This window comes from Pseudoponticoccus marisrubri, assembly GCF_001482405.1.
In the GTDB taxonomy this organism is placed as follows: domain Bacteria; phylum Pseudomonadota; class Alphaproteobacteria; order Rhodobacterales; family Rhodobacteraceae; genus Pseudoponticoccus; species Pseudoponticoccus marisrubri.
Map to the genome: position 1 here is coordinate 166,146 of NZ_LPXO01000001.1, position 23,448 is coordinate 189,593.

A 23,448-nucleotide genomic window follows, 5' to 3' on the forward strand; every position below is an offset into this window, starting at 1 on the left:
TCCACCGCCGCATCGGGCGTCGATGATATCGCAACAGTAAGGGCAATCAGGCAGATGGATCCCGAACGCGGCGCCATCATGATCACGACCAAGCGCCGCCTCGGCCGTGGGCGCTTGCGAAGGGAGACCCGTTGTTCCCGGCCTGTCGCGCGCCCGCTTGCGCCCGAATCGACCATGTTTCTACGGCCCGATCATACCGATGCCGTGATTGCGGGAACATTTTGCAGCTGCAGCGTGTTGCTTGGGCCAACGAGCCAGGAGTGAACATGTCGACGATCACCACGCGAAATCCCGCCACGGGCGAGACGATCGAAACCTATCCCCTGATGTCCGAGCAGGAAGCCGTGTCGCGTCTCGAGGCCGCGCATGCCGCCTTTCTGGACTGGCGCAGGCTGTCCCATGCCGAGCGCGCGCCCTACCTGACGAAGATCGCCGAGGTGCTGCGCGCGCATACCGACGAGCTGGCCGAGCTGATGACGCGCGAGACCGGCAAGCTGTTGCGCGACGGCAAGCTCGAGGTCGAGATCTGCGCCGCGATCTTCGAATACACCGCGCAGCACGGGCCCGACGTGCTGGCCGACGAGGAGCGCACGCATGGCCGCAATGGCTCGCGCGGCGTCGTCACCTACCAGCCGCTCGGTGTGATCTACTCGATCCAGCCGTGGAACTTCCCGCTCTACCAGCCGGTGCGCGTGCTCGCCGCCAACCTGATGGCCGGCAATGCCTGCGTGCTGAAACATGCCACGATCTGCACCGGCTCGGGCCTGCGCCTGCGCGAGCTCTGCATCGAGGCCGGCCTGCCCGAGGACCTGTTCCAGGTCATCCTGATCGACCATGACACCAGCGACCGGCTGATCGAGCATCCCCATGTGCGCGGCGTGACCCTGACCGGCAGCGATGGCGCGGGCCGTCACGTGGGCAGCGTGGCGTCCAAGGCGCTGAAGAAGACCGTGCTCGAGCTCGGCTCCAACGACGCCTACATGGTGCTCGAGGATGCCGATATCGAGACAGCTGTGAAATACTCGGTCATGGGGCGGCTCTACAACAATGGCGAGACCTGCGTCTCGGCCAAGCGCTTTATCGTGGCCGACAAGGTCCATGACAGCTTCGTCGCGGCCTTTGTCGAGCAGATGAAGGCGATCCGCATGGGCGATCCCATGGATGACGATGTCCAGCTCGGCCCGCTCTCGAGCGACGACCAGTTCGAGACCGTCAAGGAGCAGGTCGAGACAAGCGTCGCCAAGGGGGCCAAGGTACTGTGCGGCGGCGCGGCGCCCGAGGGCACCGGCGCCTATTACCCGGCCACCGTGCTGGCCGAAGTTGCCCCGGGCATGCCCGCCTATGACGACGAGATCTTCGGCCCCGTTGCCTCGGTGATCCGCGCCAAGGATGACGAAGACGCGATGCGGCTGGCCAATGACAGCCGTTACGGCCTGGGCGGCGGCATCTTCTGCACCGACGAGGACCATGCGCTCAAGCTCGCCCGCGACCATTTCGACACCGGCATGGTGCGGATCAATTCCTTTGGCGCGGCCGATCCCAACATGCCCTTCGGCGGGGTCAAGGATTCGGGCTACGGGCGCGAACATGGCGGCTTCGGCATGAAGGAATTCGTCAATACGAAAGCGATCTTCCTGCCATGATCACGCTGCACGCCCTGAACTATTCGCGCGCCACCCGCGTCCTGTGGCTGCTGGCCGATCTCGGCAAGCCCTGCGACCGGATCGACTATGAACGCACCAAGGCGTTCCGCGCGCCCGAGGCGCTGTCCCGCGTGCACCCGCTGGGCAAGTCGCCGGTGATCGAGGATGACGGGATGATGCTCGCGGAATCCGCGACCATCCTGCGCTACCTTGTGGCGAAATACGGCGATCACAGCCATACGCCGCCGCCCGGCACCCCCGCCTATTGGCGACACGAGGCGTTGTTCGACTATGTCGAGGCCTCGCTGGCCGAGGTTGCGCTGCAGGCCATCCTGCCCGCCTTTCAGGGCCAGCCCGTGCCCGAGCCGGCCAAGACGGCGCTGGACACGCATCTCGACTACCTCACGCAGGCCATCGGCGATGGCCCGCTGCTGTTCGGCAAGCGCGCCATGCTGGCGGATATCCAGCTGTCCTACATCGTCGCGCTGCTGGCGCGGATGGACCTTTTGGGCGACCACCCGACGGTCGCCGCCTACTGGGAGGCGCTGCAGGAGCAGCCCGGCTACATCTCGGCCACGCAGGCCGCCGGGCCCATGGCGCCCCCCGCTTGATGACATCGAAAGGAGCAACGACCATGAACATCCTCATCGCCGGCGCGACCGGCAAGACCGGCCGCCTTGTCGCACAGGACCTGCTGGCACAGGGCCATACCGTCACAGCACTGACCCGCGAGGGCTCGGACACGAGCGTGCTGCCCGAGGGCACGCAGCAGCGGCAGGCCGACCTGACCGACCTGCAGCCCGGTGTGTGCGACGGGGCCGACGTGGTGGTCTTTGCCGCGGGCTCCGGCTCGTCGACCGGGCCCGAGATGACTCAGAAAGTCGATCGCGACGGCGCGCAGCGGCTGGTGGATTTGGCCAAGCAGGCCGGGGCGCAGCGCTTCGTCATGCTCAGCTCGATCGGCGCCGACCAGAGCAACCCGTCGGGCAAGCTGGCCCATTACCTCGAGGCCAAGCACGCCGCCGACGAGCACCTCAAGCAGTCCGGCCTGACCTACGCCATCCTGCGCCCGGTCGCCCTGACCGATGACGGCCGCAGCGACGCGGTCATCCTCGGCGACCAGGTCGACATGCGCGCCGAGGCCAGCCGCGCCGACGTCGCCGCGGTCCTCGCCGAGGCCGCCACGACCGGCAAGCTCGACAACCAGGCGCTGGACATGCAATCCGCGTGACCGCTCGGGGCGCCCGGCAGTTTCATTCATGATCCGCCGGGCGCCCGCCGGTCGGGCCTTTAGATCAATTAACGGCCGTGTTCCGACAGCTTCCAAAGCCGGTCTGGACACGAATTTCTGGTTTGTGGGTTCCCGTCGGGCTTTTTCCAATAGCCTGAAGAACACCTTTCTTGCGACCGCACCTCCCCGCCCGTCCATGATCCCCCATAACACGCAGTAATCTCATTCTACCGGAGCCAACCCGGCAACGGCCATGACGCGCATAAAACGCTCACCGCATTGCGCGCGGTTCGGAAAACGCCGATCCTGCCCTGAAGACGCGATTTCAGGTCCGATCAGCCGGCCTGCACAAACGGGGAGCCGAAAGCCATGAAGAAAGTGATCATCGCGGGTGGCGGGATCGGGGGGCTGGTGGCGGCGCTGGTCCTGCACCGGATCGGCGTGCCCTGCCTGGTCCTCGAGCAGGTGCACACGCTGAAGCCGCTGGGCGTGGGCATCAACCTGCAGCCCAACGCGGTGCGCGAGCTGTTCGACCTGGACATCGGGCCCGAGGCGCTGGACCGGGTCGGGCTGCCGGTGCGCGAATGGGCGCTGGTCGGCCTGAACGGGCGGGAGATCCATGCCGAGCCGCGCGGAACCCATGCCGGCTACAACTGGCCGCAATACGCCGTGCATCGCGGCCGCTTCCATATGCTGTTGCGCGATGCGCTGATCCGGCGGGCCGGGCCCGATATCCTGCGCACGGGGTGCAAGGTGACGGGTTACCGAAAGGACAGCGACGGTGGCGTGACGGTGCTGGGCGACGGGCCCGACGGGCCCTTTGCCGAACCCGCCACCCTGCTGATCGGCGCCGAGGGCATCCACTCGGCCATCCGCGCGCAGATGCATCCCGACCAGCCGCCGATCCATTGGGGCGGCGCGCTGATGTGGCGGGGCGTCACGCGGGCCCGGCCCATCCGCACGGGGTCGAGCTTCGTGGGCCTTGGCACGCATCGCCACCGCATGGTGATCTACCCGATCTCGCAACCGGACGCGGACGGGCTGGCCGATATCAACTGGATCGCCGAGCTGACGCTGGAGGACACGCGCGGCTGGGAGAAGAGCGGCTGGTTCCGCCCGGTGGAGATCGACAGCTTCGCCCATCATTTTGCGCAGTTCCGCTATGACTGGCTCGATGTCCCCGCGCTGCTTGCATCGGCCGAGATCGCCTACGAGAACCCGATGATCGACCGCGACCCGGTGCCCACATGGGTGGACGGCCCGGTCGCGCTGATGGGAGACGCGGCCCATGCCATGTACCCGACCGGATCGAACGGGGCGAGCCAGGCGGTCATCGACGCGGTGGCGCTGGGACGTCACTTTCTGGCGCACGGGCTGACGCCGGCTGCGCTGGCCGCCTATGATGCCGAGCTCTGCGGGCCGGTGTCCCAGCTGGTCCTGCGCAATCGCGGCGCGGGGCCCTTCGGCCTGCTCGACCTCGTCGACGAGCGCTGCCGCGGCCAGTTCACCCATATCGACGAGGTCATTCCGCCCGAGGAGCGCCGCGCCTTCATGGCCGATTACAAGCGCGCCGCCGGCTTCGCGATCGAGACGCTGAACGCCGCGCCCCGCTCGCTGCCACAGGGCGCCACGCTGCCCGCGACACCGGGCTGACCGGCGGGTCCGGACCGTCCGCCGCCACGGGCGCACCCAAATTTCGTGCACGAAATTTGCAAGAATTTTCGCAAAATTCTTGCACCCCCGGCCGGACCCGGGTCGCGCGGACTGTCACCCGCCGCGCTGGCCGATCTCGCCCTCCAGCAGCCGCTCGAAGGCCACGGGTTCCAGAGCCCCGGGCGTGTCGAACGGATCGGCGAAGGCGTAGATGATGAACATGACCAGCCCGCTGAACGCCCCGTAGATGCTGAGCAGCAGCAGGTGCAGGCGCGTCGGCGAGAAGACGAAATAAGGCACGGTCACCAGCACGACGCCGGCCAGCGCCGCGATCCAGAACAGCGCGTTGACCGCGTGCAGGGCCGTGTTCTCGCGCTCCTGGCGCAGCTCGGCGATCAGCTGCGCCTTGGCGACCATGTGGCGGCGCAGATCCTCCTGCCGCGGCGTCTCGGGCACCAGGTCCAGCACGCCCAGGTAAATGGTCTCGCGCAGGATCCAGCCCTCGGCGCTCAGCGGGCGGTTCTCTGAGAGCAGCTGCCATTCCTCCTCGACCACGATGCGTGTGTAGCGTGACAGCGCGTTCTGGATTGCCCCCTCGGTCTCGGCCTCGCCCCCATAGCGGCGGATGTCGTTGTAGATATCGGCCACCGCGGTCGCCTCGGCCACGAGGTTGCTCCGCAGCGAGTGGTAGTCGACCATCTCCTGCGCGAAGACCAGCGCCAGGATCAGCCCGTGCAGCGCGGCCACCCGGATGATCACCGATCCGGCCAAGGTCTGCGTGTCCTCGGCAAAACGCGCGCCCGACAGCCAACGCAGGGTGAAATAGACGATCCAGGCGAGGGCGATGGTTCCGCCGATGAATAGGACCGGCAAGAGGACAGAGGACAGGCTCATCGAAGGCTCCGCTTTTACGGGGCGAGCACAGCCGCTTTCGCCGCGCTTGGCAAGACCGCCCGCGCCCATGCGGCGCCATGCCCTTGCCATGACCTGCAAAACTGCCCAGAACCGGGAGGGCCGGCATGCGCGCCGGCGCGCTGCAGGAGACATGCCCATGGGTTTCATATTCGATCCGCCCACCCCGCCCTCGGTCGCCGTAGCCGGCGAGGCGGACCGCTTCCCGGTCCGCCGGATCTTCTGCGTGGGGCGCAACTATGCGGCCCATGCGCGCGAGATGGGCAAGGATCCCGATCGCGAGCCACCCTTCTTCTTTACCAAGGCCGCCGACACGGTGGTGGATGACGGCGCCACCCTGCCCTACCCGTCGTTGACCAACGACCTGCATCACGAGGCCGAGCTGGTCATCGCCATCGGTCAGGGCGGGCGCGACATCCCGCGCGAGACCGCGCTGGCCCATGTCTGGGGCTATGGCTGCGGCAACGACCTGACCCGCCGCGACCTGCAGGCCGAGGCCAAGGCGGCGGGCCGCCCCTGGGACTGGGCCAAGAATTTCGACCGCGCCGCGGTGATCGGGCCGCTGCACCGGGTCGCGCGCGTCGGCCATCCCGAAACGGGCCGCATCGCGCTGGAGGTCAATGACGAGACCCGGCAGGAGGGCGACCTGGCCGACATGATCTGGGCGGTGCCCGACATCATCGCCTTTCTCAGCACCGCGGTCGAGATCCGGCCCGGCGACCTGGTGATGACCGGCACGCCGGCCGGGGTGGCCGCGCTGGTGCCGGGCGATGTCTGCACCGTCTCGATCGAGGGGCTCGGCCAGGTGACCACCACCATCGCCGAACGGGCATGACGCTGCGGCTGCACAACTACTTCCGCTCCTCCACCTCGACCCGGCTGCGCGCGGCGCTGAATCTCAAGGGGCTGGACTATGACTATGTCGCCTATGCCCTGCGGGATGATGCGCATCGCCAGCCCGATTTCCTGGCCCGCAACCCCGCCGGGCTGGTGCCCGTGCTCGAGACCTCTGACGGCCACCACCTGACCCAATCACTGGCCATCATCGAATGGCTGGACGAGACATACCCCGCCCCGCCGCTGCTGCCCGCCGATGCGGGCGGGCGGGCGCGGGTTCGGGCGCTGGCCGGCATGATCGCCTGCGAGGTGCATCCGCTGAACAACCTGCGCGTGCTGCGCCAGCTTGAACGCCAGTTCGGGGCCGATGCGGCGGCGCAGGCGCAGTGGTTCACGCATTGGGTGACCGAGACCTTTGACGCGCTCGAAACCATGCTGGCGGGCGCGGCCGAGACCGGGCGCTATTGCCATGGAGCCATGCCCGGGCTGGCCGATATCTGCCTTTACGCGCAGGTCTGGAACAACCGCCGCTTCGACATCGAAACGGCGCGCTGGCCGACCATCGCCCGGATCTTCGCGGCACTGGACCAATTGGACGCGTTCCGCCGTGCCGCGCCCGATGCGCAGCCCGACGCGACCTAGCCGCTTCCACCGCCCAGCTTCGCGGCCGCGTCGAACAGGGCGCGCAGCGTCGGGGTCTGCGGCTCCTGCGCGGGCGCGACCAGCCCCACCGCATGGGCCGCATGGCCACCGGTCAGCGGCACGACCCGCAGCTCGGGCGAGGCGGCGAGAAAGCCGGCCAGGTCGGTGGGCAGGATCGTCGCCCAGCCGCCTTGCCGCACGGTGGCAACCAGCACCACGGTCGAGCTCGCCTCGAGCGCCGGCACCATGTCCAGCCCGGCCTCCATGAAGTTGCGGTTGATGATGCGCCGGTTCTGCATGTCGGGCGTCAGCAGGCAGAGCCGCTGCCCGGCCAGCTCGTCCCAGCCGAGCGACGCGCGACCGGCCAGCGGGTCATCGGCGTGGCAGACCAGCGTGTAGGTCTCGCGGTAGAGCGCCTGCGTCGCGGCGCGCCCCAGCGGCTCGTTGTCGAGGTAGGTGATCCCGGCATCGCATTCGAGCGCTTCGAGCATGTGCAGGATCTCCTGCGAGCTGGCCGCGCGCACCGAGAAGCGCAGCCCGGGATGCGCCTCGGTGCAGCGCGCGGCCAGGCGGGCGCCCCAGGTCAGCGCCGTGGGGATCACCGCCAGCCGGATCTGCCCCGAGGGGCCATGGGTGGAATAGCGCATCTCGTCGCGCAGGCGCTTGGTCTCGCCCACGATGCTGCGCGCCATTTCCAGCGCGCGTTGCCCCTCGGGCGTCAGGCCGCGAAACCGCGCGCCGCGCTGTACCAGCTTGACGCCCAGCTGCGCCTCGAGCTGCTTGATACCACTGGATAATGTGGGCTGCGTGATATTGAGGCTTTCGGCCGCGCGGCCGAAATGGCGCTCCTGCGCGAGCGCGATCAGCATTTCCAGCTTGGCGATCACGCGCGCCTCCGCCGGTCGGGGCGGCGCGGAGCCTGTCCGCGCCGCCCAAGGCTCAGGTTCAGCCCAGCACCTCGGCGACGGCCTGCGCGGTCTTGCCGGCGATCTCGTCCGCCTCGGCCCGGGTCAGGCAGAAGGGCGGCGCGAAGCCGAGGATGTCGCCCTGCGGCATGGCGCGCCCGATCACGCCGCGCTCCATCAGCGCCCCGGCCACCTTGGCGCCCACCTTGTCGGCGGGATCGAAGAAGGCCGGTCCCTCGCGGCCCTTGACCAGTTCCACCGCGCAGAGAAGGCCCTCGCCGCGGACCTCGCCCACATGGGCATGGCCGGCCAGCGCATCGGTCATCGCGGCGTTCAGGTAGGCCCCCACCTCGCCGGCATTCTGCACGAGGTTCAGGTCGTCGATCAGCTGAAGGTTGGCCACGCCTGCCGCGGCGCCCACCGGGTGCGCGGAGTAGGTCCAGCCATGGCCGATCGGGCCGTTCTCGTCGGTGCCCTGCTCCAGCACCTTCCACATCTTGTCGGAAACGATGGAGCCCGAGAGCGGCGCATAGGCCGAGGTCAGCCCCTTGGCGATGGTGATGAGGTCAGGCTTCAGCCCGTAATGGGTGGAGCCCATCATGCTGCCCAGCCGGCCGAACCCGGTCACCACCTCGTCGGCGATCAGCAGGATGTCATGCTTGGCCAGCACCTCCTGGATGGCGTCCCAGTAGCCGGCGGGCGGCGGCACGATGCCGCCCGTGCCCAGCACCGGCTCGCCGATGAAGGCGGCGATCGTGTCGGCGCCCTCGCGGTCGATCAGCGCCTCCAGCTCGGACACGCAATGGGCGACAAAGGCGGCTTCGTCCATCGCCGGGTCGGGGCGGCGGTAGAAATAGGGCGCCTCGGTGTGCAGCACCTGCGCCAGCGGCAGGTCGAACTTCTTGTGGAAGAGCTCGAGCCCCGTCAGCGAGCCGGTCATCAGCCCCGAGCCGTGATAGCCACGCCAGCGCGAGATGATCTTCTTCTTCTCGGGACGGCCGAGGATGTTGTTGTAGTACCAGACCAGCTTGATGTTGGTCTCGTTCGCATCCGAGCCCGACAGGCCGAAATAGACCTTGGACATGTGGTCGGGCGCACGGTCCAGCACCATCTTGGAGAGGGTGATCGAGGCCTCGGTCCCGTGGCCCACATAGGCGTGGTAATAGGCCAGCTCCTTGGCCTGCGTGGCGATGGCCTCGGCGATCTCGGGCCGGCCATAGCCCACGTTCACGCAGTAGAGCCCGGCGAACCCGTCCAGCAGCCGCTTGCCGTCACGATCCTCGATATGGCAGCCATGCCCGCCCGTCACGATGCGGTTGGGCGCCTCGCCGCGGGCGAATTGCGCCAGATGCGTCGAGGGATGGAAGAAGTTCTCGCGGTCCCACTGGTCGAGCCGGTCGTTCTTGAGCATGTGTCACCTCCTGCGGCCCCCCGCGTCACGGGGCGCCCGATGCGTTTCATCACTGGATGGGGCCGCGCCGTGGTCCCGGCGCGGGACCCGCGATGCGGGCGGCGGCGCCGGGGACCGGGTGACGCAGATGGCCCCGGCGACCCGTGCAGCAGCGCGCAATGCCTTTATTGCCAGGGCTGTCCCCGTCCTAGCGCAGCGCGCGCGCCATGACCAGTGCCGCGACCGATGCTAGACCGCGATGACGCTGCCCGCGTCACCGAGACGCGCATGCACATGCGTGGCAATCGCCGTGTCCTGCACCCCGGTGCCGGTCAGGTCGCAGATGATGCAGCCCGGCCGCGGTGCCGGCATGGCCCCGATCAGCGCGCCCAGCTCCGGCGGCACCACGTCCTGCATCAGCCCGGCGGCCAAGGCGCCTTCCAGTTCGCCCGAGACCCGGGCCTGGCTGACCCGGTCGCAGACATAGAGACCGGCTGCCTCCAGCGCCGCGGGCGCGATCTCGGTCTTGCCCGCCTGGTCGGCGCCCATGGCAGTGACCAGCAGCTCGTCATGCAGCCAGTCGGCCTGCACCAGCGGCGTGCGGCTGGGCGTGGTGGTCACCACCAGCTGGCTGTCGCGGACCACCGCCTCGGGCGTCGCGGCGACCTGCGCCTCGATACCCAGCGTCTCGGCCAGGTCCCGCGCGCAGGCCTGCGCCCTGGCCGCGTCGCGCCCCCAGACCAGAACGCGCCGGAAGGGCCGCTCCAGATGCGCGGCCTGCATCTGCAGCCGTGCCTGCACGCCGGTGCCCAGCACGCCCGCCGTCTCGACCGTCGCGGGGGCCAGATGTCGTGCGGCCACCGCCCCGGCGGCGGCGGTGCGGATATCGGTCAGGTAGCCATTGTCGAGAAACACCGCCTGCACCAGCCCCGTCCGGGCCGAGAGCAGCACCATCAGCCCGTTGAGCGAGGCCAGCCCCAGCGCAGGGTTGTCGAAGAACCCGGGCGAGACCTTGATGGCGAACCCCTCGACCCCGGGCATCCAGGCCGTCTTGACATCGACCTCGCCATTCACTTGCGGCAGGTCCATGGACAGGATCGGCGGCATCACCACCTCGCCCGCCGCCAGCGCGACGAAGCCGCGTTCGATCACGTCGACCAAGTCGCGGTCCAGCGCCACGATCTCGCGCAGCTGCGCCTCGGTCACGATGCGGATGTCATGTCCCATAGGGGTGCCCCTTCACGGTCAGATCGCCCAGCACCACGTCCTGCCCGGTGATCACCCGGGTGAACAGGCCCATATCCGGGTTGCGCCCGGTGATGATCGTGGCTGTCGGCCCCTCGGGCTCCAGCTTGCCCGACAGGCAGGCGGCCAGCCCCACCACGCAGGCCCCCTCGGCCACGATCCGGTCCTCGTAATAGAGCACCTGCATGGCGTGGTAGATCTCCTCCTCGCTGACCAGCACAGTCTCGTCCAGCAGGTCGCGGCAGAGCGGGAAGGACAGCCGGTTCCCGGCCCCGATCCCGCCGCCCAGGCTGTCGGCCAGCGAGGCCACTTCCTCGACCTCGACCGGGTGGCCCGCCGCGATCGAGGCCGCCATCGCCGCGCCGCGCTCCATCGTGATGCCGACGACGCGGATGCCGGGCTTGATGGCCTTGGCCGCCAGCGCCACACCCGCCGCCAGCCCGCCGCCCGAGAGCGGCACCAGCAGGGTCTGCAGGTCGGGCCGCGCCTCGAGCATCTCGAGCCCGATGGTCCCCTGCCCCGCGATCACCTGCGGGTCGTCGAAAGGCGATATCTCGACCAGCCCCTCCTCGGCCACCAGCCTGCGGCTTTCGGCCAGCGCATCGTCCTGGCTCTGCCCGCGGATCCGCACCTCGGCCCCCAGCGCGCGGATGCCGTCCACCTTGGCCTGCGGCACCAGCTCGGACATGCAGATCACCGCGCGCAGGCCGCGCTCGGCCGCGGAAAAGGCGACGCCGCGCCCGTGATTGCCGGTCGAGCAGCAGGTGACGCCCGCCGTGCCCTCGGGCAGCGCGGCCACGGCGCTGAGCGCGCCGCGCAGCTTGAACGCCCCGATCGGCTGCATGTTCTCCAGCTTGAGCAGGAACGGCGTCCCGGTCCGCGCGGACATGAAGGGAGACGGCACCAGCGGCGTGGCATCCGCCCGCCCGCGCAGCACCTGTCGGGCCCGCAGGATATCGGCAAGGGTGAGTGTCATCGGACCTCCTTTCACGGGCCGAGTGAACCCCAGCCGCGCCCGAATGTCACGCGATGGCGGAGCCTCGGGATCGGCTGATTTTTTGTCTTGACCTCCCCGGCCGCCAGCCTTAGAGACCGCGCACGGTCTGGCGGAGTAGCTCAGTTGGTTAGAGCAGCGGAATCATAATCCGCGTGTCGGGGGTTCAAGTCCCTCCTCCGCTACCAAAATATCTAGTAATATCAGACAATTCCCTGTACTTGGTTGGTACAGACAGACGGCCGCCACTTGTTTGAGGTTGCGCCGGGGTTGCCCAATGCGGCTCCGTAAGAAAGATGGCCCGGACACCGTTCCGACAGAATCTTCGAGGACGTTGATGGCAGCCAGGAGCCTGCGTCACAGGCGCCGAGGATTTTTCGCCCCATCGCAGGTTTCTTTTTTTCTACCTTACGGCGTCCAATCCGACCTCCCTTCCACAAGCAGAGGGGAGAACGGCGTAGACGCTGAAAAAGCACTGAACGAAAACCTCGTCACCATTTCCGGTCTGGTATCAATGCTTCAACGGTCTCGCGCCAGCATCTATCGCGACGTGAAGGCGGTCACCATCCGATATAAACTGTTGCGGTTGTCTTATCACTGACCTGCCCCCCCCCGGTCGTCCCTCGTTCATGACGAGAGTCCTTGGGGTTGATAGTGGTCTGTTTCGGGTTGGGCAAGCGCGCCGGGCGCGGAGTCCTCAAATTGCTCAAGCGCTCGGCGCGCTTTCTGTGGCGTCTGGTTGCCCAAGGACGAGTGCGGCCTGACCGTGTTGTAGTCGTAGCGCCACAGGGCCAGCTTCCGCTGCGCATAGCCGAGGCTATCAAAAAGCTCCTCGTTGAGCAGCTCGTCTCGCAGGCTGCCGTTGATGGGGAATACGGCCCCGCTCCTGAGAAGGGACCGTATGCTGGTCCTGCATTGCAAGAGGAGCTTTCCCATGACCCCAACCACCGTTGGCCTCGATCTGGCCAAGAACGTTTTTCACGTCCATGTCGCCGATGCGTCGGGCCACACCATTGACAGCAAGAAGCTTGCGCGGCGCAAGCTGTTGCCATTCTTTGAGGCGTTACCGCCTTGTCTGATCGGTATCGAAGCTTGTGCGACTGCCCACAATTGGGCACGTCAGTTACAAGGGCTTGGACATGATGTCCGTCTCATTCCGCCCGGCTACGTCAAACCCTTTGTGCGGCGCGGGGCAAAGAATGATGCTTCAGATGCCGCTGCCATTTGTGAAGCAGTGAACCGTCCGAACATGCGTTTTTTCCCGATCAAATCACGAGAGGATCAAGCCTTTTTGATGCTCCATCGGGCCAGAGGGCTTCTGGTTCGACAACGCACCATGGCAGCTTATGCGTTTCGAGCACATTTGGTTGAATATGGCGTCATCGTCGCCCAAGGCAGACATCGGGTGGATACGCTGATCACCAAGTTAGATGAGTTGAGGAAGGACCTGCCGGATGATGCTTGCTTTGCCTTGGACGCTCTCATCGGCCAACTGGATGCGCTGAACCAGCAGATTGACAGCATTGATGCCCGATTGGCAGAGATCCACAAAAATAGCGCGATCTGCCGCTTGCTGGCGACTGTACCAGCGATCAGGCCGATCACAGCAACTGCTTTCGCCGCCGCAATCCCCGACCCATCAGCTTTCAGATCAGGCCGTGAGTTTGCCGCCTGGCTTGGCCTGACGCCGAGACAGAATTCATCTGGAGGAAAAACCAGGCTTGGTGGCATCACCAAGCAAGGGGACCGATACCTCCGTCATCTATTGGTCTTGGGGGCTCGAACAGTCGTGCGCTATCCTAAGGCGCGTTCACGCGTTGATGGCCCATGGATAGAAGCATTGCTCCAGAGACGCCGACCTATGGTCGTTGCCGTCCCCGTTGCAAACAAGTTGGCACGAGCCATATGGGCCATGCTCACGACTGGTGAAGTTTACCGGGCCGCATAACTGCAAAACTTAATTCACCGAAGGCACAACAAGATGGCACATGTGCAATGACAGCGAGATGGCAAATCGGCAGAGCTGAGGATCGAGAAAGCCCGGAGAGCTTTAAGCGCGCCAGAGCGCGTCCCGTTGATGAGGCCTCGATCTGCGGACACCATCAGGGCCAGCAGTCATGTTCAGGCTGCACAAACAGGCCGAATACATGAACGCACCCGCCGATGGACATTGCGATCAAGACACTTGCGCCTGCAGGACCGTCTATATATGAAGCTCTCCACGAAGGCGTTCTGCTGCGGCTTGCCGGGGTCGATGTAATGCCACGGCGCGATGTTCTCGTCTGCCCATCTCAGGATCGCCCGACTGGTGAACTCGGTGCGGTTGTCACTGACGATGCAGCCGGGCTTGCCATGGAGCCGCACCAGCGCGTCCAGTCCCCGCGTGACGCGGTCGCCCGAGATGCTGGTGTCGGCAATCAGGGCGAGGTTTTTGCGACGGCAGTCATCGTTCACGGCGAGGATCCGGAACCGGCGCGACGCTCCGAAGGTGTCGGAAACGAAGTCCATCGACCAGCGTTGATTCGGGCGCAGCGCTTCGGGCATCGGAGTTCGGCTGCCGCGGGCGCGCTTGCGGCCGCGTCTGCGGCGGATTGAGAGGCCTTCTTCCCGATACAGGCGGTAGAAGCTTCTTGTGGTTCATCGTGATCCCCTTGCGCTCGAGCAGGATGCCAATGCGGCGATCGCCGAACCGCCGCCGCTTCTCGGCGATCCTGCCCATCTCCTTGCGGATATCCGGGTTGTCGGGCGGACGCTCCCGCCCCACCGTCTTCGGATCAACATCGACCAGGATGCGGGCCCGGCGCTGCGAGAGATCATGATCCCGCATCGCCTTCAGTGCCGCGTCCCGCCGCGCCTTCGGTGTCGTCAGGGTTTTCCCAGGAGATCCTTCAGCACGACGTTGTCCAGCATCGCATCCGCCAGCTCGGCATTCTCGTCCTCCAGCTGCCTCAGCCGCTTGGCATCGGACAAGTCCATGCCGCCATACTTGGACTTCAGCTTGTAAAAGAATGGCCGGACTGAGCCCGTGCCTGCGACACACCTCGGAAGTCGGCATTCCGTTCGGCGCTACGATTGATCCACTGGATCAATCGCTTCACGCTTCAACCCTGTTCATTGATCATCCCGATGATCTGCGCCTCGGTAAAACGGCTTTTCCTCATGTCGTCTGCTCCTTCAGAGTGGCAGACTCTACATCACGACGAGGGAACTTCCGGGGGGCAGGTCAGGCGTGTTGGACAGCTTGCCGCCTTCCAGCATCGTCCTCATCCATTCATCAGCCTGGCGGACTGTGACGGTTCCGACGTTCTTGCTCTTGCGGTGCGAAGCGAACTCGTCAGCTGCTCGCCGGTACTTTCGCTCGGCGCTGCTGGACATGGGCTTGGCATCACGACCCGCCGCACGCCGCGCGACCTCCGCATCGATCACGTCTGCAAACGTCTTGTCCGTGGCTTCGCGAGCCTGCTCTCTTGAAGCCTCGGTCTTCGGTACATAGGCCGGATACTTGTCCACTACGTCAGTCTCAGAGTAATCGCCCCTTGCTCGCGCTCCGTTGACACGTGCCACGTCTTCCATGGCGACGGCGACGCGCTGCAACAACCTGACTCGGGATACCGGATCGACAACCAGACCTCGTCGTTCGAGCGTGGCGTCTGTCAGGGCTCCGAAGCGCCGTTCGACGTCGCGGGCTTTGGACTCTTCCGTGGGCACTGCGAGTGGATTGCTACGACCCTTTCTCGCAGCTAGGTCCACTGCCTCGATGTTTTCCCACATTTCGGGTGTCTTGGGATCCTCATCGAAGGCTTCGACAAATACCCCGACCACCTCACCGGCCAAGGCGACCGCCTGCTTGTGGGTGAGACTGCCCGGGCCGCGCCGAAGCGTTTCCCAGTGGTCCTCCAGCGCGGCCAGCGCCTGCGAGTAGCGTCTCTTCGCCTCGGGCCAGTCCTTGGTCCTCAGCGAAACCTTGGCACGGGTGTTGAGCGTGAGGCGGCTCAAACGATCACCGATGGGCAATGCCACAACTGTGCCCGCCGCGCGATTCCGCAGCTCACGGGGGACAATAACACGCAGGTAGTAGGTCGATCCGATCAGGACGGGCTGTGGCATCGTGCATCTCATTATGTACCACCTCTATGTACCAATGGAGGCGGCGCATGGTCCTGACTAACAGGAAGCTGTACGATTTCAATGCGTTAGAGTGGTGGGTGATGAGAGACTCGAACTCCCGACATCTTCGGTGTAAACGAAGCGCTCTACCAACTGAGCTAATCACCCGGGGCCGCGTCGGGATAGCGAAAGCGTGCGGGCTGTGCAAGACCGCTTTGTTGGTTTGCTTGCGTGGTTGGGTGCCGTCCCTTCGAAACTGAAGTCGATGCACCAGCCCTACAGAGCAGGGCGCAACGCGCCCTGCTCCCGAGCAATTGGGTGATCAGGAACTTCCGCCTTCATCTCTGCGGCTCTCCCGCAGCACCCGGTCCACGACCACGCTGCAGGACGGCGAACATCTGTGCCATGAATTCCCGACCCAAACCTCGGTCCAGACGAGCTCTCTTTCCGTCGATTGCATGCTTTCCTCGACGTCATAGACGTCTTGCGTCTGGTAGGTCCTGCCATTGACAACAATGTCCCTACCCGGTCTGCTTTCGTATCTGGACGTTGTGCAGGCCGTCAGCCCGAGGATCGCAATCGTCAAGACCATTGTCGCGATTCCGTTTCCTGTCATGGATCATCCTTTCCTCAATACACATTCCAAAAATAGCATTAATACGCTCCGCGCACCTTGACCCAGGTCATGTCATTGAACGGCTTGTGAAATTTGATCCGCCGGGAATGCAAGCGCGTGTATGCGTCGCACAGCTCCGTCACGCGGTCATGGGCCGCCCTGCCGCACGCTCGGCACGATTCCCTGCAGGGGCTGCCACGCAACAAAAAAACGGCGCGCCGGGGGTGCCGGTGCGCCGTCTGGGTCTTTCGGTGGATCACCCGAGGGGGATCCGGAATTCTGGTGGGTGATAAGAGATTCGAACTCCTGACATCTTCGATGTGAACGAAGCGCTCTACCACTGAGCTAATCACCCGGTGACGCGCGGTTTAGCGTTACTCCGCGGCGTGTGCAAGAGGGTCTGTCGGGGTATTTTCGACGTGTTCGGGCTGGCGCACGCGGGCGTTGATGATCTGGCCGTTGTCGCCCTTCTTCATGCGCGTGATCTTGAGCTTGCCGAAATTCGGCAGGTTCAGCTCGCGCCCGTCGGAGAGCGCCTCGCCCAGCACGGCGAGCGCCGCCTCGATGGCGGGCTTGGCGTCGCGCTTCTTGACGCCGCTGCGTTCGACGGCGAGTTCGACCAGCTCCTTCTTCTTCATCTCGGGCTGCGGCTCGATCGGCAGCACCTCGACATTGGGGTTCTGGGGCGCCTTCTCGCTGGGTTTCACAAGCTCGGGCTCGGCAGCCTCCGGGGCGGCAAGCGGCGCCTCGGGTGCGGGCATGGCCGTTTGCGGAACGCGGAAATCCTCGGTCACGGTGGCCACGACCTCGGTCGGGGCCTCGGTGGGCGCCGCCGGCTTGCTGCGCGGGGTGGCGGATTTGGCGGAGGACGTCCGCGACCGGGTGCTCGTCGACGTCGTCGACGCACGACGGCGCGTCGTGGTCTTGGATGTGGTGCTCATTGGCCTGTCTCTGCTCGGTTCGTTTTTGTCTCCGCGCAAAGCGCGGGAGAGCGTTTCGCTCACCCCTCAGTCTAGACGAAAAAACCACATCGGGGAAGGCACTTGCTTGACCGGTCCGAATCGGCGCGGCAGAATCACCCCAGTCTGCCAAAAAGATAAACGGAGAATACGCATGAAACCTGTTGTGGCGGGGACCGCACTGCTCATCCTGGCCGGGACGGCCCATGCCGGATCGATGGCCGATCCCGTGGTCGAACCCGTGCTCTCGCCCGTGGTCGTGGAAGAGGCCGCCGCAGACAGCAGCGCCCCCTCGGCCGCGCTGGTGCTGGCGCTGATGACCATCGCCGTCTTCGGCGCGGCGGCTGCCGGCAACTGATCCGAAATTCGTATCGACAAAAGCAAAGGCGCCGCAAGATCTTGCGGCGCCTTCTTCATGTGATGGGCGAAGCCCGGCTCAGTGCGCGGTGGCGCCGGCCGTGCTGTCCTCGCCCGAAATGTTGCGGGCCGCGGCGGCCGCTTCTTCAGCCGCTTCATCCCACTCGATCGGCTCGGGCTTGTCGATCAGCGCGGCCTCCAGCACTTCCGAGACGTGGCTGACGGGGATGATCTTGAGCCCGTCCTTCACGTTGTCGGGCAGTTCGGCCAGATCCTTCTCGTTCTCCTGCGGGATGAATACCGTGGTGATTCCGCCACGCAGGGCCGCCAGAAGCTTCTCTTTCAGCCCGCCAATGGCCAGCGCATTGCCCCGCAGCGTGACCTCGCCCGTCATGGCGACATCCTTGCGCACGGGGATGTTGGTCAGCACCGACACGATCGAGGTGACCATGGCCAAGCCGGCCGAGGGGCCGTCCTTGGGCGTGGCGCCCTCGGGGACGTGGACGTGGATGTCCAGCTTGTCGAAGCGCGGCGGCTTGACCCCGATCTGCGGCGCGATGGAGCGCACATAGGACGAGGCCGCGTCGATCGACTCCTTCATCACGTCGCCCAGCTTGCCGGTGGTCTTCATCCGACCCTTGCCCGGCAGGCGCAGCGCCTCGATCTGCAGCAGGTCGCCGCCCACGCTGGTATAGGCCAGCCCGGTGACGACACCGACCTGGTGCTCGTCCTCGGCCAGGCCATAGCGGAACTTCCGCACGCCCAGATAGTCATCAAGATTGTCCGACTCCACCGAGACGGTGTCGGTCTCCTTCTTGACGATCTTGGTCACGGCCTTCCGCGCCAGCTTGGCGATCTCGCGCTCGAGGTTCCGCACCCCGGCCTCGCGCGTGTAGTAGCGCACGATGTCGGTAAGCGCCCCGTCGGTGACCGAGAACTCCTTGCCCTTCAGCCCGTGGTTCTTGACCTGCTTGTCCAGCAGGTGCCGCTTGGCGATCTCGATCTTCTCGTCCTCGGTGTAACCCGACAGCGAGATGATCTCCATCCGGTCCAGCAGCGGCCCCGGCATGTTGTAACTGTTCGCCGTGGTGACGAACATCACGTTGGACAGGTCGTACTCCACCTCGAGATAGTGGTCGACGAAGGTGCCGTTCTGCTCGGGGTCGAGCACTTCCAGCATGGCCGAGGCCGGGTCGCCACGGAAGTCCTGCCCCATCTTGTCGATCTCGTCGAGCAGGATGAGCGGGTTCGTGGTCTTGGCCTTTTTCAGCGCCTGGATGATCTTGCCCGGCATCGAGCCGATATAGGTCCGGCGGTGGCCGCGGATCTCGGATTCGTCACGCACACCGCCCAGGCTGATGCGGATGAACTCGCGCCCCGTGGCGCGTGCCACCGACTTGCCCAGCGAGGTCTTGCCCACGCCCGGCGGGCCGACGAGGCAGAGGATCGGACCCTTCAGCTTCTTCGAGCGCGCCTGCACCGCGAGATACTCGACGATGCGCTCCTTGACCTTGTCGAGGCTGTAGTGATCGGCATCCAGGATGTCCTGCGCCTTGTTCAGGTCCTTCTTGACGCGGCTCTTCACGCCCCACGGGATGGACAGCATCCAGTCGAGGTAGTTGCGCACCACGGTGGCCTCGGCCGACATGGGCGACATGTTCTTGAGCTTCTTCAGCTCGGCCTCGGCCTTCTCGCGCGCCTCCTTGGACAGCTTGGTCTCGGCGATACGCTCTTCCAGCTCGGCCACTTCGCCTTCGCCATCCTCGCCGTCGCCCAGCTCCTTCTGAATGGCCTTCATCTGCTCATTCAGGTAGTACTCGCGCTGGGTCTTCTCCATCTGGCTCTTGACCCGGGTCTTGATCTTCTTCTCGACCTGCAGGACCGACATCTCGCCCTGCATCAGGCCATAGACCTTCTCCAGCCGCTCCGAGACCGACAGCGTCTCCAGCAGGTCCTGCTTCTGCGGCACCTCGATGCCCAGATGACCGGCGACAAGATCGGCCAGCTGCGCCGGCTCGGTCGCCTCGCCCACGGCGGACAGCGCCTCTTCGGGGATGTTCTTCTTGACCTTGGCGTAGCGCTCGAACTCTTCGGCCACGGTGTGCACCAGCGCCTCGATCGCGGCCTGATCGCCGGGCATCTCGGTCAGGTACTCGGCCCGGGCCTCGAAGAAGTTCTCGTTCTCGAGGTATTCGTCGATGCGCACGCGGGTGCGGCCCTCGACCAGAACCTTGACGGTGCCGTCGGGCAGTTTCAGCAGCTGCAGCACGTTGGCCAGCACGCCGGCCTTGTAGATGCCGCCGGTGTCCGGATCGTCCACCGAGGGGTCGATCTGGCTGGCCAGCAGGATCTGCTTGTCGTCATTCATCACCTCTTCGAGCGCGCGGACGGATTTGTCACGGCCCACGAAGAGCGGCACGATCATGTGCGGGAACACAACGATATCGCGCAGCGGCAGCACCGGGTACGAAGGATTGAGGGGCTGTTTCATGCTCGCGTTTCCTTTTTGGCAAGACGGTCCGGCCCCGCTTGGCGGCAGCGTGGCCCGTCTCCGGTTATGAGGGTTACAGGTGGGGTATCCGCCCGGGAATTCAAGCCGAGCCCCCCGTCCCTCCTTGCTGGAAAGATGGCCCTCCTGACCGCCATCCGCAAGGCGGCAAATCCGCGGGCGCGCGCAGGGCCGGCCTGTGGATCGGCGGTCACGGGCGGGACATTGGGCAACACGCGCGGCCCGCGCCCGCGACATGGGCGGGATCCTGCCGGACGGCACGGCAAAAGTGACACATCAATCCTGCGCACCACCATTGTTTTCAAATGACTTTTCAGCAAGATACTCAACCAATCCTGTATCAATTCGCAGAATCTTCATTTTACACGCGCCCCGTCCAGCGTTAGATCCCCGTGCAACGCCCCATCCGCGCGCGGCGCGACGGGGCCTTTCAGGCACGCGGAAAGGAACGGGCACATGCGCATTGCAATCCTCGGGGGCGACGGTTTCGTCGGCTGGCCCACCACCCTGCATCTCAGCGAGACCGGGCACGAGGTCCATATCGTCGACAACCTCTCGCGCCGCTGGATCGACGCCGAGCTGGGCGTGCAGTCGCTGACCCCCATCGATTCGATCCAGGAGCGCTGCCGCATCTGGAAACAGGTCACCGGCCGGGCGCTGCAGTTCCACCTGCTCGACCTCGCCAACGAGTACGAGCGGCTGAAGACCTGGCTCGAGACCGTCAAGCCCGACGCGATCGTGCATTTCGCCGAACAGCGCGCGGCGCCCTACTCGATGAAGACCGACCGCCACAAGGTCTATACCGTCAACAACAATGTCAGCTGCACGCACAACCTGCTGGCGGCGATGGTCGAGACCGGCTGCGACGCGCATCTCGTGCACCTGGGCACGATGGGCGTCTACGGCTATTCCAGCGTCGGCGCCGCCATCCCCGAGGGCTATCTCGACGTGCAGATCGACACGCCCTCCGGACCCAAGGGACAGGAGATCCTTTATCCCACGCGGCCCGGCTCGGTCTATCACATGACCAAGAGCCTCGATCAGATCCTGTTCCAGTTCTACGCCCAGAATGACGGGCTGCGCATCACCGACCTGCACCAGGGCATCGTCTGGGGCACCCATACCGACCAGACCCGCCGGCATGAGCAGCTGATCAACCGCTTCGATTATGACGGCGATTACGGCACGGTGCTGAACCGCTTCCTGATCCAGGCCGCGATCGGCTATCCGCTGACCGTGCATGGCACCGGCGGCCAGACCCGCGCCTTCATCCATATCCAGGACTCGGTGCGCTGCGTCGACCTGGCCCTGCAGGATGCACCGCGCGCAGGTGACAGGGTGAAGATCTTCAACCAGATGACCCAGACCCGCCGCGTCCGCGACCTGGCCGAGATGGTGGCCGGGCTGACCGGCTCCGAGATCCGCTACCTGCCCAACCCCCGCAAGGAAGCGGCCGAGAACGATCTCGAGGTGAAGAACGACCAGTTCCTCGCCCTCGGGCTCGACCCGATCACCCTGCAGGAGGGGCTGCTGAGCGAGGTGGTCGAGGTGGCCGGCAAGTATGCCCACCGCATCGACCGCAGCCGCGTGCCGGCCGTCTCGGCCTGGACGCGCGAACATGGCGCCCGGGTCGAGCATGACCCCGAGGGCACGCGCCTGAAATCCGTGTCATGACGGCGATGGTCGCGGATCGGCCGGCGCGCGGCCGGCAGGCCTATGTGACGCTGGTCACCAATGCCGATTTCGCGCTGGGGGCGCAGGCGCTGCTGAGCTCGCTGCGCCAGAGCGGCACCGAGGCCGACCTCGTCGTCCTGCACACCGACGCGGTCGCGCCCGACGTGCTGGCCCCGCTGTCGCGCCACGGCGCGCGGCTGGTGCGCACCGCGCTGCTGCCCACCTCGGACGCGTTCAACGCCGCCCATGCGCGCGACCGGCTGCACGGGCTGGCCCCCTTCACCAAGGGGGGCAAGCCACCCTTCCACACGCCGCTGGACAATTTCGTCAAGCTGCGCCTGTGGCAGTTGGACTACGACACCTGCATCTTTCTCGATGCCGACACGCTGGTGCTGCGCAATATCGACCGGCTTTTCGACTATCCCGGCTTCTGCGCCGCGCCCAATGTCTATGAAAGCCTCGCCGATTTCCACCGGATGAATTCCGGGGTCTTCGTGGCCCGCCCCTCGGCCCGGGTCTTTGCCGACATGCTGGCGCGGCTGGACAGCCCGGGCGCGTTCTGGCGGCGCACCGACCAGACCTTCCTGCAGGCGTTCTTTCCCGACTGGCACGGGCTGCCGGTCTTCTGCAACATGCTACAATATTGCTGGATGAACCTGCCCGATCTCTGGGACTGGGACTCGATCCGCGTGCTGCACTACCAGTACGAGAAGCCGTGGCAGGCCGACCACCCCAAGGCCCGGGAACTGGCACCACTCATCGCGCTCTGGCACGCCTATGCCGAGGGTCGCAGCCCCGACCTGGCGGCCCTGCCCGCCGCCGCATGAGGATCGCGCTGACAGGCGCCACGGGCCTTGTGGGCCGCTTCCTGCTGGACCTGCCCGGAGAGGTCGTGACGCTGGGCCGGCGCCCCCTGCCCGGCCATGCGCACCGGCCCTGGACGCTGGACGGGCCGGCACCCGATCTCGCGGGCATCGACCTGCTGGTCCATGCCGCCCTGTCGCATGTGCCCGGGCGCTACCGCGGTGGCGAGGGCGATGACCCCAAGGGCTTCCTGACCGCAAATCTCGACGGCAGCCGGCGGCTCTTCGATGCCGCCGCCGCGGCCGGCGTGCAGCGCGTGCTCTTCCTCTCTTCGCGCGCGGTGTTCGACGGGCTGCCCCCGGGCACAAGGCTCACCGAAGAACTGACGCCGCAACCGCGCTCGCTCTACGGGCAGATGAAACGCGCCGCCGAGATGCACCTGTCGCAGATGCCGCTCATCGGCCTGTCGCTGCGCGCCACCGGTATCTACGGCCCCGGTCCCGGCCACAAGTGGGAGGCGCTCTTCGCCGATTACCGGGCCGGAAGGCCGATCGCCCCGCGCCGCGGGACCGAGCTGCACGGCGCGGATCTCGCACGCGCCTGCGCGCTGCTGCTGGACGCGACGCAAGGCGGGCCGGTCCATGTCTCCGACATGCTGCTCGACCGCCACGACCTGCTGGCCGAGCTGCAGCGCCTGACCGGCTGCCCGCATCCGCCACCGCCCCGCGCCACCGATCCGATCAGCACCTTGGCCTGCGACCGGCTGCACGCGCTGGGATGGCGACCGGGCGGCATGAAAAGGCTGCGCGCCGACCTGCCCGCGATTCTGGCCACGGCCGCCCCGGACACCTCCGCCAGCCGCCCGAGCGGTTGACCAAGAGCGCGCACTTCCGCTTCTTCTCTTTCAAAATACTCCGGGGGTCCGGGGGCAGAGCCCCCGGCGGATCGCCCCGTCAGCGGGGCGACCCGG

At 66.1% G+C, this 23,448-nt stretch carries 19 protein-coding genes, 3 tRNA genes and 2 pseudogenes; 12 read left to right on the forward strand and 12 right to left on the reverse strand.

Annotated features, from left to right (window positions below; all coding sequences use genetic code 11):
* The first annotated feature begins 266 nt into the window (after nt 1-266).
* From AVJ23_RS00830 to AVJ23_RS00845, 4 genes are all read left to right on the forward strand, one after another.
* Nucleotides 267-1,643: an NAD-dependent succinate-semialdehyde dehydrogenase gene (locus AVJ23_RS00830; RefSeq protein WP_058860260.1), complete on the forward strand. Its 1,377-nt coding sequence runs from the start codon at nt 267-269 to the stop codon at nt 1,641-1,643.
* Nucleotides 1,640-2,254: a glutathione S-transferase family protein gene (locus AVJ23_RS00835; protein ID WP_058860261.1), complete on the forward strand. Its 615-nt coding sequence runs from the start codon at nt 1,640-1,642 to the stop codon at nt 2,252-2,254. The genes AVJ23_RS00830 and AVJ23_RS00835 overlap by 4 nt, the downstream gene beginning before the upstream one ends.
* Before the next feature lie 23 nt (nt 2,255-2,277).
* Nucleotides 2,278-2,874 (forward strand): SDR family oxidoreductase, encoded by a 597-nt coding sequence (locus AVJ23_RS00840; protein ID WP_058860262.1) that lies wholly within the window; start codon nt 2,278-2,280, stop codon nt 2,872-2,874.
* Between the two features lie 369 nt (nt 2,875-3,243).
* The gene (locus tag AVJ23_RS00845) at nt 3,244-4,527 is read left to right on the forward strand and encodes a flavin-dependent oxidoreductase (protein WP_058860263.1); all 1,284 of its coding nucleotides are present in this window, start codon (nt 3,244-3,246) and stop codon (nt 4,525-4,527) included.
* Nucleotides 4,528-4,641: 114 nt separating this feature from the next.
* Here AVJ23_RS00845 and AVJ23_RS00850 read toward each other — a convergent pair whose 3' ends face one another.
* A complete protein-coding gene (locus AVJ23_RS00850) occupies nt 4,642-5,421 on the reverse strand; it encodes a bestrophin-like domain (protein ID WP_058860264.1) in 780 nt (259 codons plus the stop codon).
* Nucleotides 5,422-5,578: 157 nt separating this feature from the next.
* On the opposite strand from AVJ23_RS00850, the gene AVJ23_RS00855 reads away from it, so the two are divergent.
* Complete coding sequence (locus AVJ23_RS00855) at nt 5,579-6,274, forward strand: fumarylacetoacetate hydrolase family protein (RefSeq protein WP_058860265.1); 696 nt, start codon at nt 5,579-5,581, stop codon at nt 6,272-6,274.
* Nucleotides 6,271-6,918, forward strand: coding sequence for a maleylacetoacetate isomerase (gene maiA / locus AVJ23_RS00860; protein WP_058860266.1), 648 nt, complete (start codon nt 6,271-6,273; stop codon nt 6,916-6,918). The genes AVJ23_RS00855 and maiA overlap by 4 nt, the downstream gene beginning before the upstream one ends.
* Here maiA and AVJ23_RS00865 read toward each other — a convergent pair.
* From AVJ23_RS00865 to eutB, 4 genes are all read right to left on the reverse strand, one after another.
* Nucleotides 6,915-7,805: a LysR family transcriptional regulator gene (locus tag AVJ23_RS00865; RefSeq protein ID WP_058860267.1), complete on the reverse strand. Its 891-nt coding sequence runs from the start codon at nt 7,803-7,805 to the stop codon at nt 6,915-6,917. The genes maiA and AVJ23_RS00865 overlap by 4 nt on opposite strands.
* Nucleotides 7,806-7,863: 58 nt before the next feature.
* Nucleotides 7,864-9,234 (reverse strand): aspartate aminotransferase family protein, encoded by a 1,371-nt coding sequence (locus tag AVJ23_RS00870; RefSeq protein ID WP_058860268.1) that lies wholly within the window; start codon nt 9,232-9,234, stop codon nt 7,864-7,866.
* 228 nt (nt 9,235-9,462) lie between these two features.
* Nucleotides 9,463-10,440, reverse strand: a complete 978-nt coding sequence (locus tag AVJ23_RS00875) for a cyclodeaminase (RefSeq protein WP_058860269.1) — start codon at nt 10,438-10,440, stop codon at nt 9,463-9,465.
* Entirely contained in the window at nt 10,430-11,434 is a 1,005-nt protein-coding gene (eutB, locus tag AVJ23_RS00880) for a hydroxyectoine utilization dehydratase EutB (protein ID WP_058860270.1), read from the reverse strand. Before eutB ends, AVJ23_RS00875 begins: the two co-directional genes overlap by 11 nt.
* A 129-nt stretch (nt 11,435-11,563) precedes the next feature.
* Here eutB and AVJ23_RS00885 point away from each other — a divergent pair.
* Nucleotides 11,564-11,640, forward strand: a tRNA-Met gene (locus AVJ23_RS00885).
* A gap of 439 nt (nt 11,641-12,079) precedes the next feature.
* Here the strand turns inward: AVJ23_RS00885 and AVJ23_RS00890 are convergent.
* Nucleotides 12,080-12,316, reverse strand: a pseudogene (locus tag AVJ23_RS00890) (integrase core domain-containing protein); the annotation flags it as partial.
* Nucleotides 12,317-12,386: 70 nt separating this feature from the next.
* Here AVJ23_RS00890 and AVJ23_RS22125 point away from each other — a divergent pair.
* Entirely contained in the window at nt 12,387-13,400 is a 1,014-nt protein-coding gene (locus tag AVJ23_RS22125; RefSeq protein WP_084794186.1) for an IS110 family RNA-guided transposase, read from the forward strand.
* A 263-nt stretch (nt 13,401-13,663) separates the two neighbouring features.
* Here AVJ23_RS22125 and AVJ23_RS00895 read toward each other — a convergent pair.
* The 5 genes and pseudogenes from AVJ23_RS00895 to AVJ23_RS00925 form a co-directional block, all read right to left on the reverse strand.
* Nucleotides 13,664-14,613 (reverse strand): annotated as a pseudogene (locus AVJ23_RS00895) (IS3 family transposase); the annotation flags it as partial.
* A 28-nt stretch (nt 14,614-14,641) separates the two neighbouring features.
* Nucleotides 14,642-15,559, reverse strand: a complete 918-nt coding sequence (locus tag AVJ23_RS00905; RefSeq protein ID WP_058860271.1) for a DUF6538 domain-containing protein — start codon at nt 15,557-15,559, stop codon at nt 14,642-14,644.
* 92 nt (nt 15,560-15,651) lie between these two features.
* Nucleotides 15,652-15,727 (reverse strand) — tRNA-Val (locus tag AVJ23_RS00910).
* 728 nt (nt 15,728-16,455) lie between these two features.
* Nucleotides 16,456-16,530: transfer RNA gene (locus tag AVJ23_RS00920), tRNA-Val, on the reverse strand.
* A 19-nt stretch (nt 16,531-16,549) separates the two neighbouring features.
* Nucleotides 16,550-17,116, reverse strand: a complete 567-nt coding sequence (locus AVJ23_RS00925) for an HU family DNA-binding protein (protein ID WP_240484476.1) — start codon at nt 17,114-17,116, stop codon at nt 16,550-16,552.
* Nucleotides 17,117-17,288: 172 nt separating this feature from the next.
* Between AVJ23_RS00925 and AVJ23_RS00930 the strand changes: the two genes are divergently transcribed.
* The gene (locus AVJ23_RS00930; RefSeq protein WP_058860273.1) at nt 17,289-17,492 is read left to right on the forward strand and encodes a hypothetical protein; all 204 of its coding nucleotides are present in this window, start codon (nt 17,289-17,291) and stop codon (nt 17,490-17,492) included.
* 78 nt (nt 17,493-17,570) lie between these two features.
* On the opposite strand, the gene lon is transcribed toward AVJ23_RS00930, so the two are convergent.
* Complete coding sequence (gene lon, locus AVJ23_RS00935) at nt 17,571-19,982, reverse strand: endopeptidase La (RefSeq protein ID WP_058860274.1); 2,412 nt, start codon at nt 19,980-19,982, stop codon at nt 17,571-17,573.
* 474 nt (nt 19,983-20,456) lie between these two features.
* On the opposite strand from lon, the gene AVJ23_RS00940 reads away from it, so the two are divergent.
* Genes AVJ23_RS00940 through AVJ23_RS00950 form a run of 3 tightly spaced genes read left to right on the forward strand, consistent with a single transcriptional unit; the run spans nt 20,457 to nt 23,352 of the window.
* Nucleotides 20,457-21,674: an NAD-dependent epimerase/dehydratase family protein gene (locus AVJ23_RS00940; protein ID WP_058860275.1), complete on the forward strand. Its 1,218-nt coding sequence runs from the start codon at nt 20,457-20,459 to the stop codon at nt 21,672-21,674.
* A 5-nt stretch (nt 21,675-21,679) separates the two neighbouring features.
* A complete protein-coding gene (locus AVJ23_RS00945; RefSeq protein ID WP_058860775.1) occupies nt 21,680-22,501 on the forward strand; it encodes a glycosyltransferase in 822 nt (273 codons plus the stop codon).
* Nucleotides 22,498-23,352, forward strand: a complete 855-nt coding sequence (locus AVJ23_RS00950; RefSeq protein ID WP_058860276.1) for an NAD-dependent epimerase/dehydratase family protein — start codon at nt 22,498-22,500, stop codon at nt 23,350-23,352. The genes AVJ23_RS00945 and AVJ23_RS00950 overlap by 4 nt, the downstream gene beginning before the upstream one ends.
* Nucleotides 23,353-23,448: the final 96 nt, after the last annotated feature.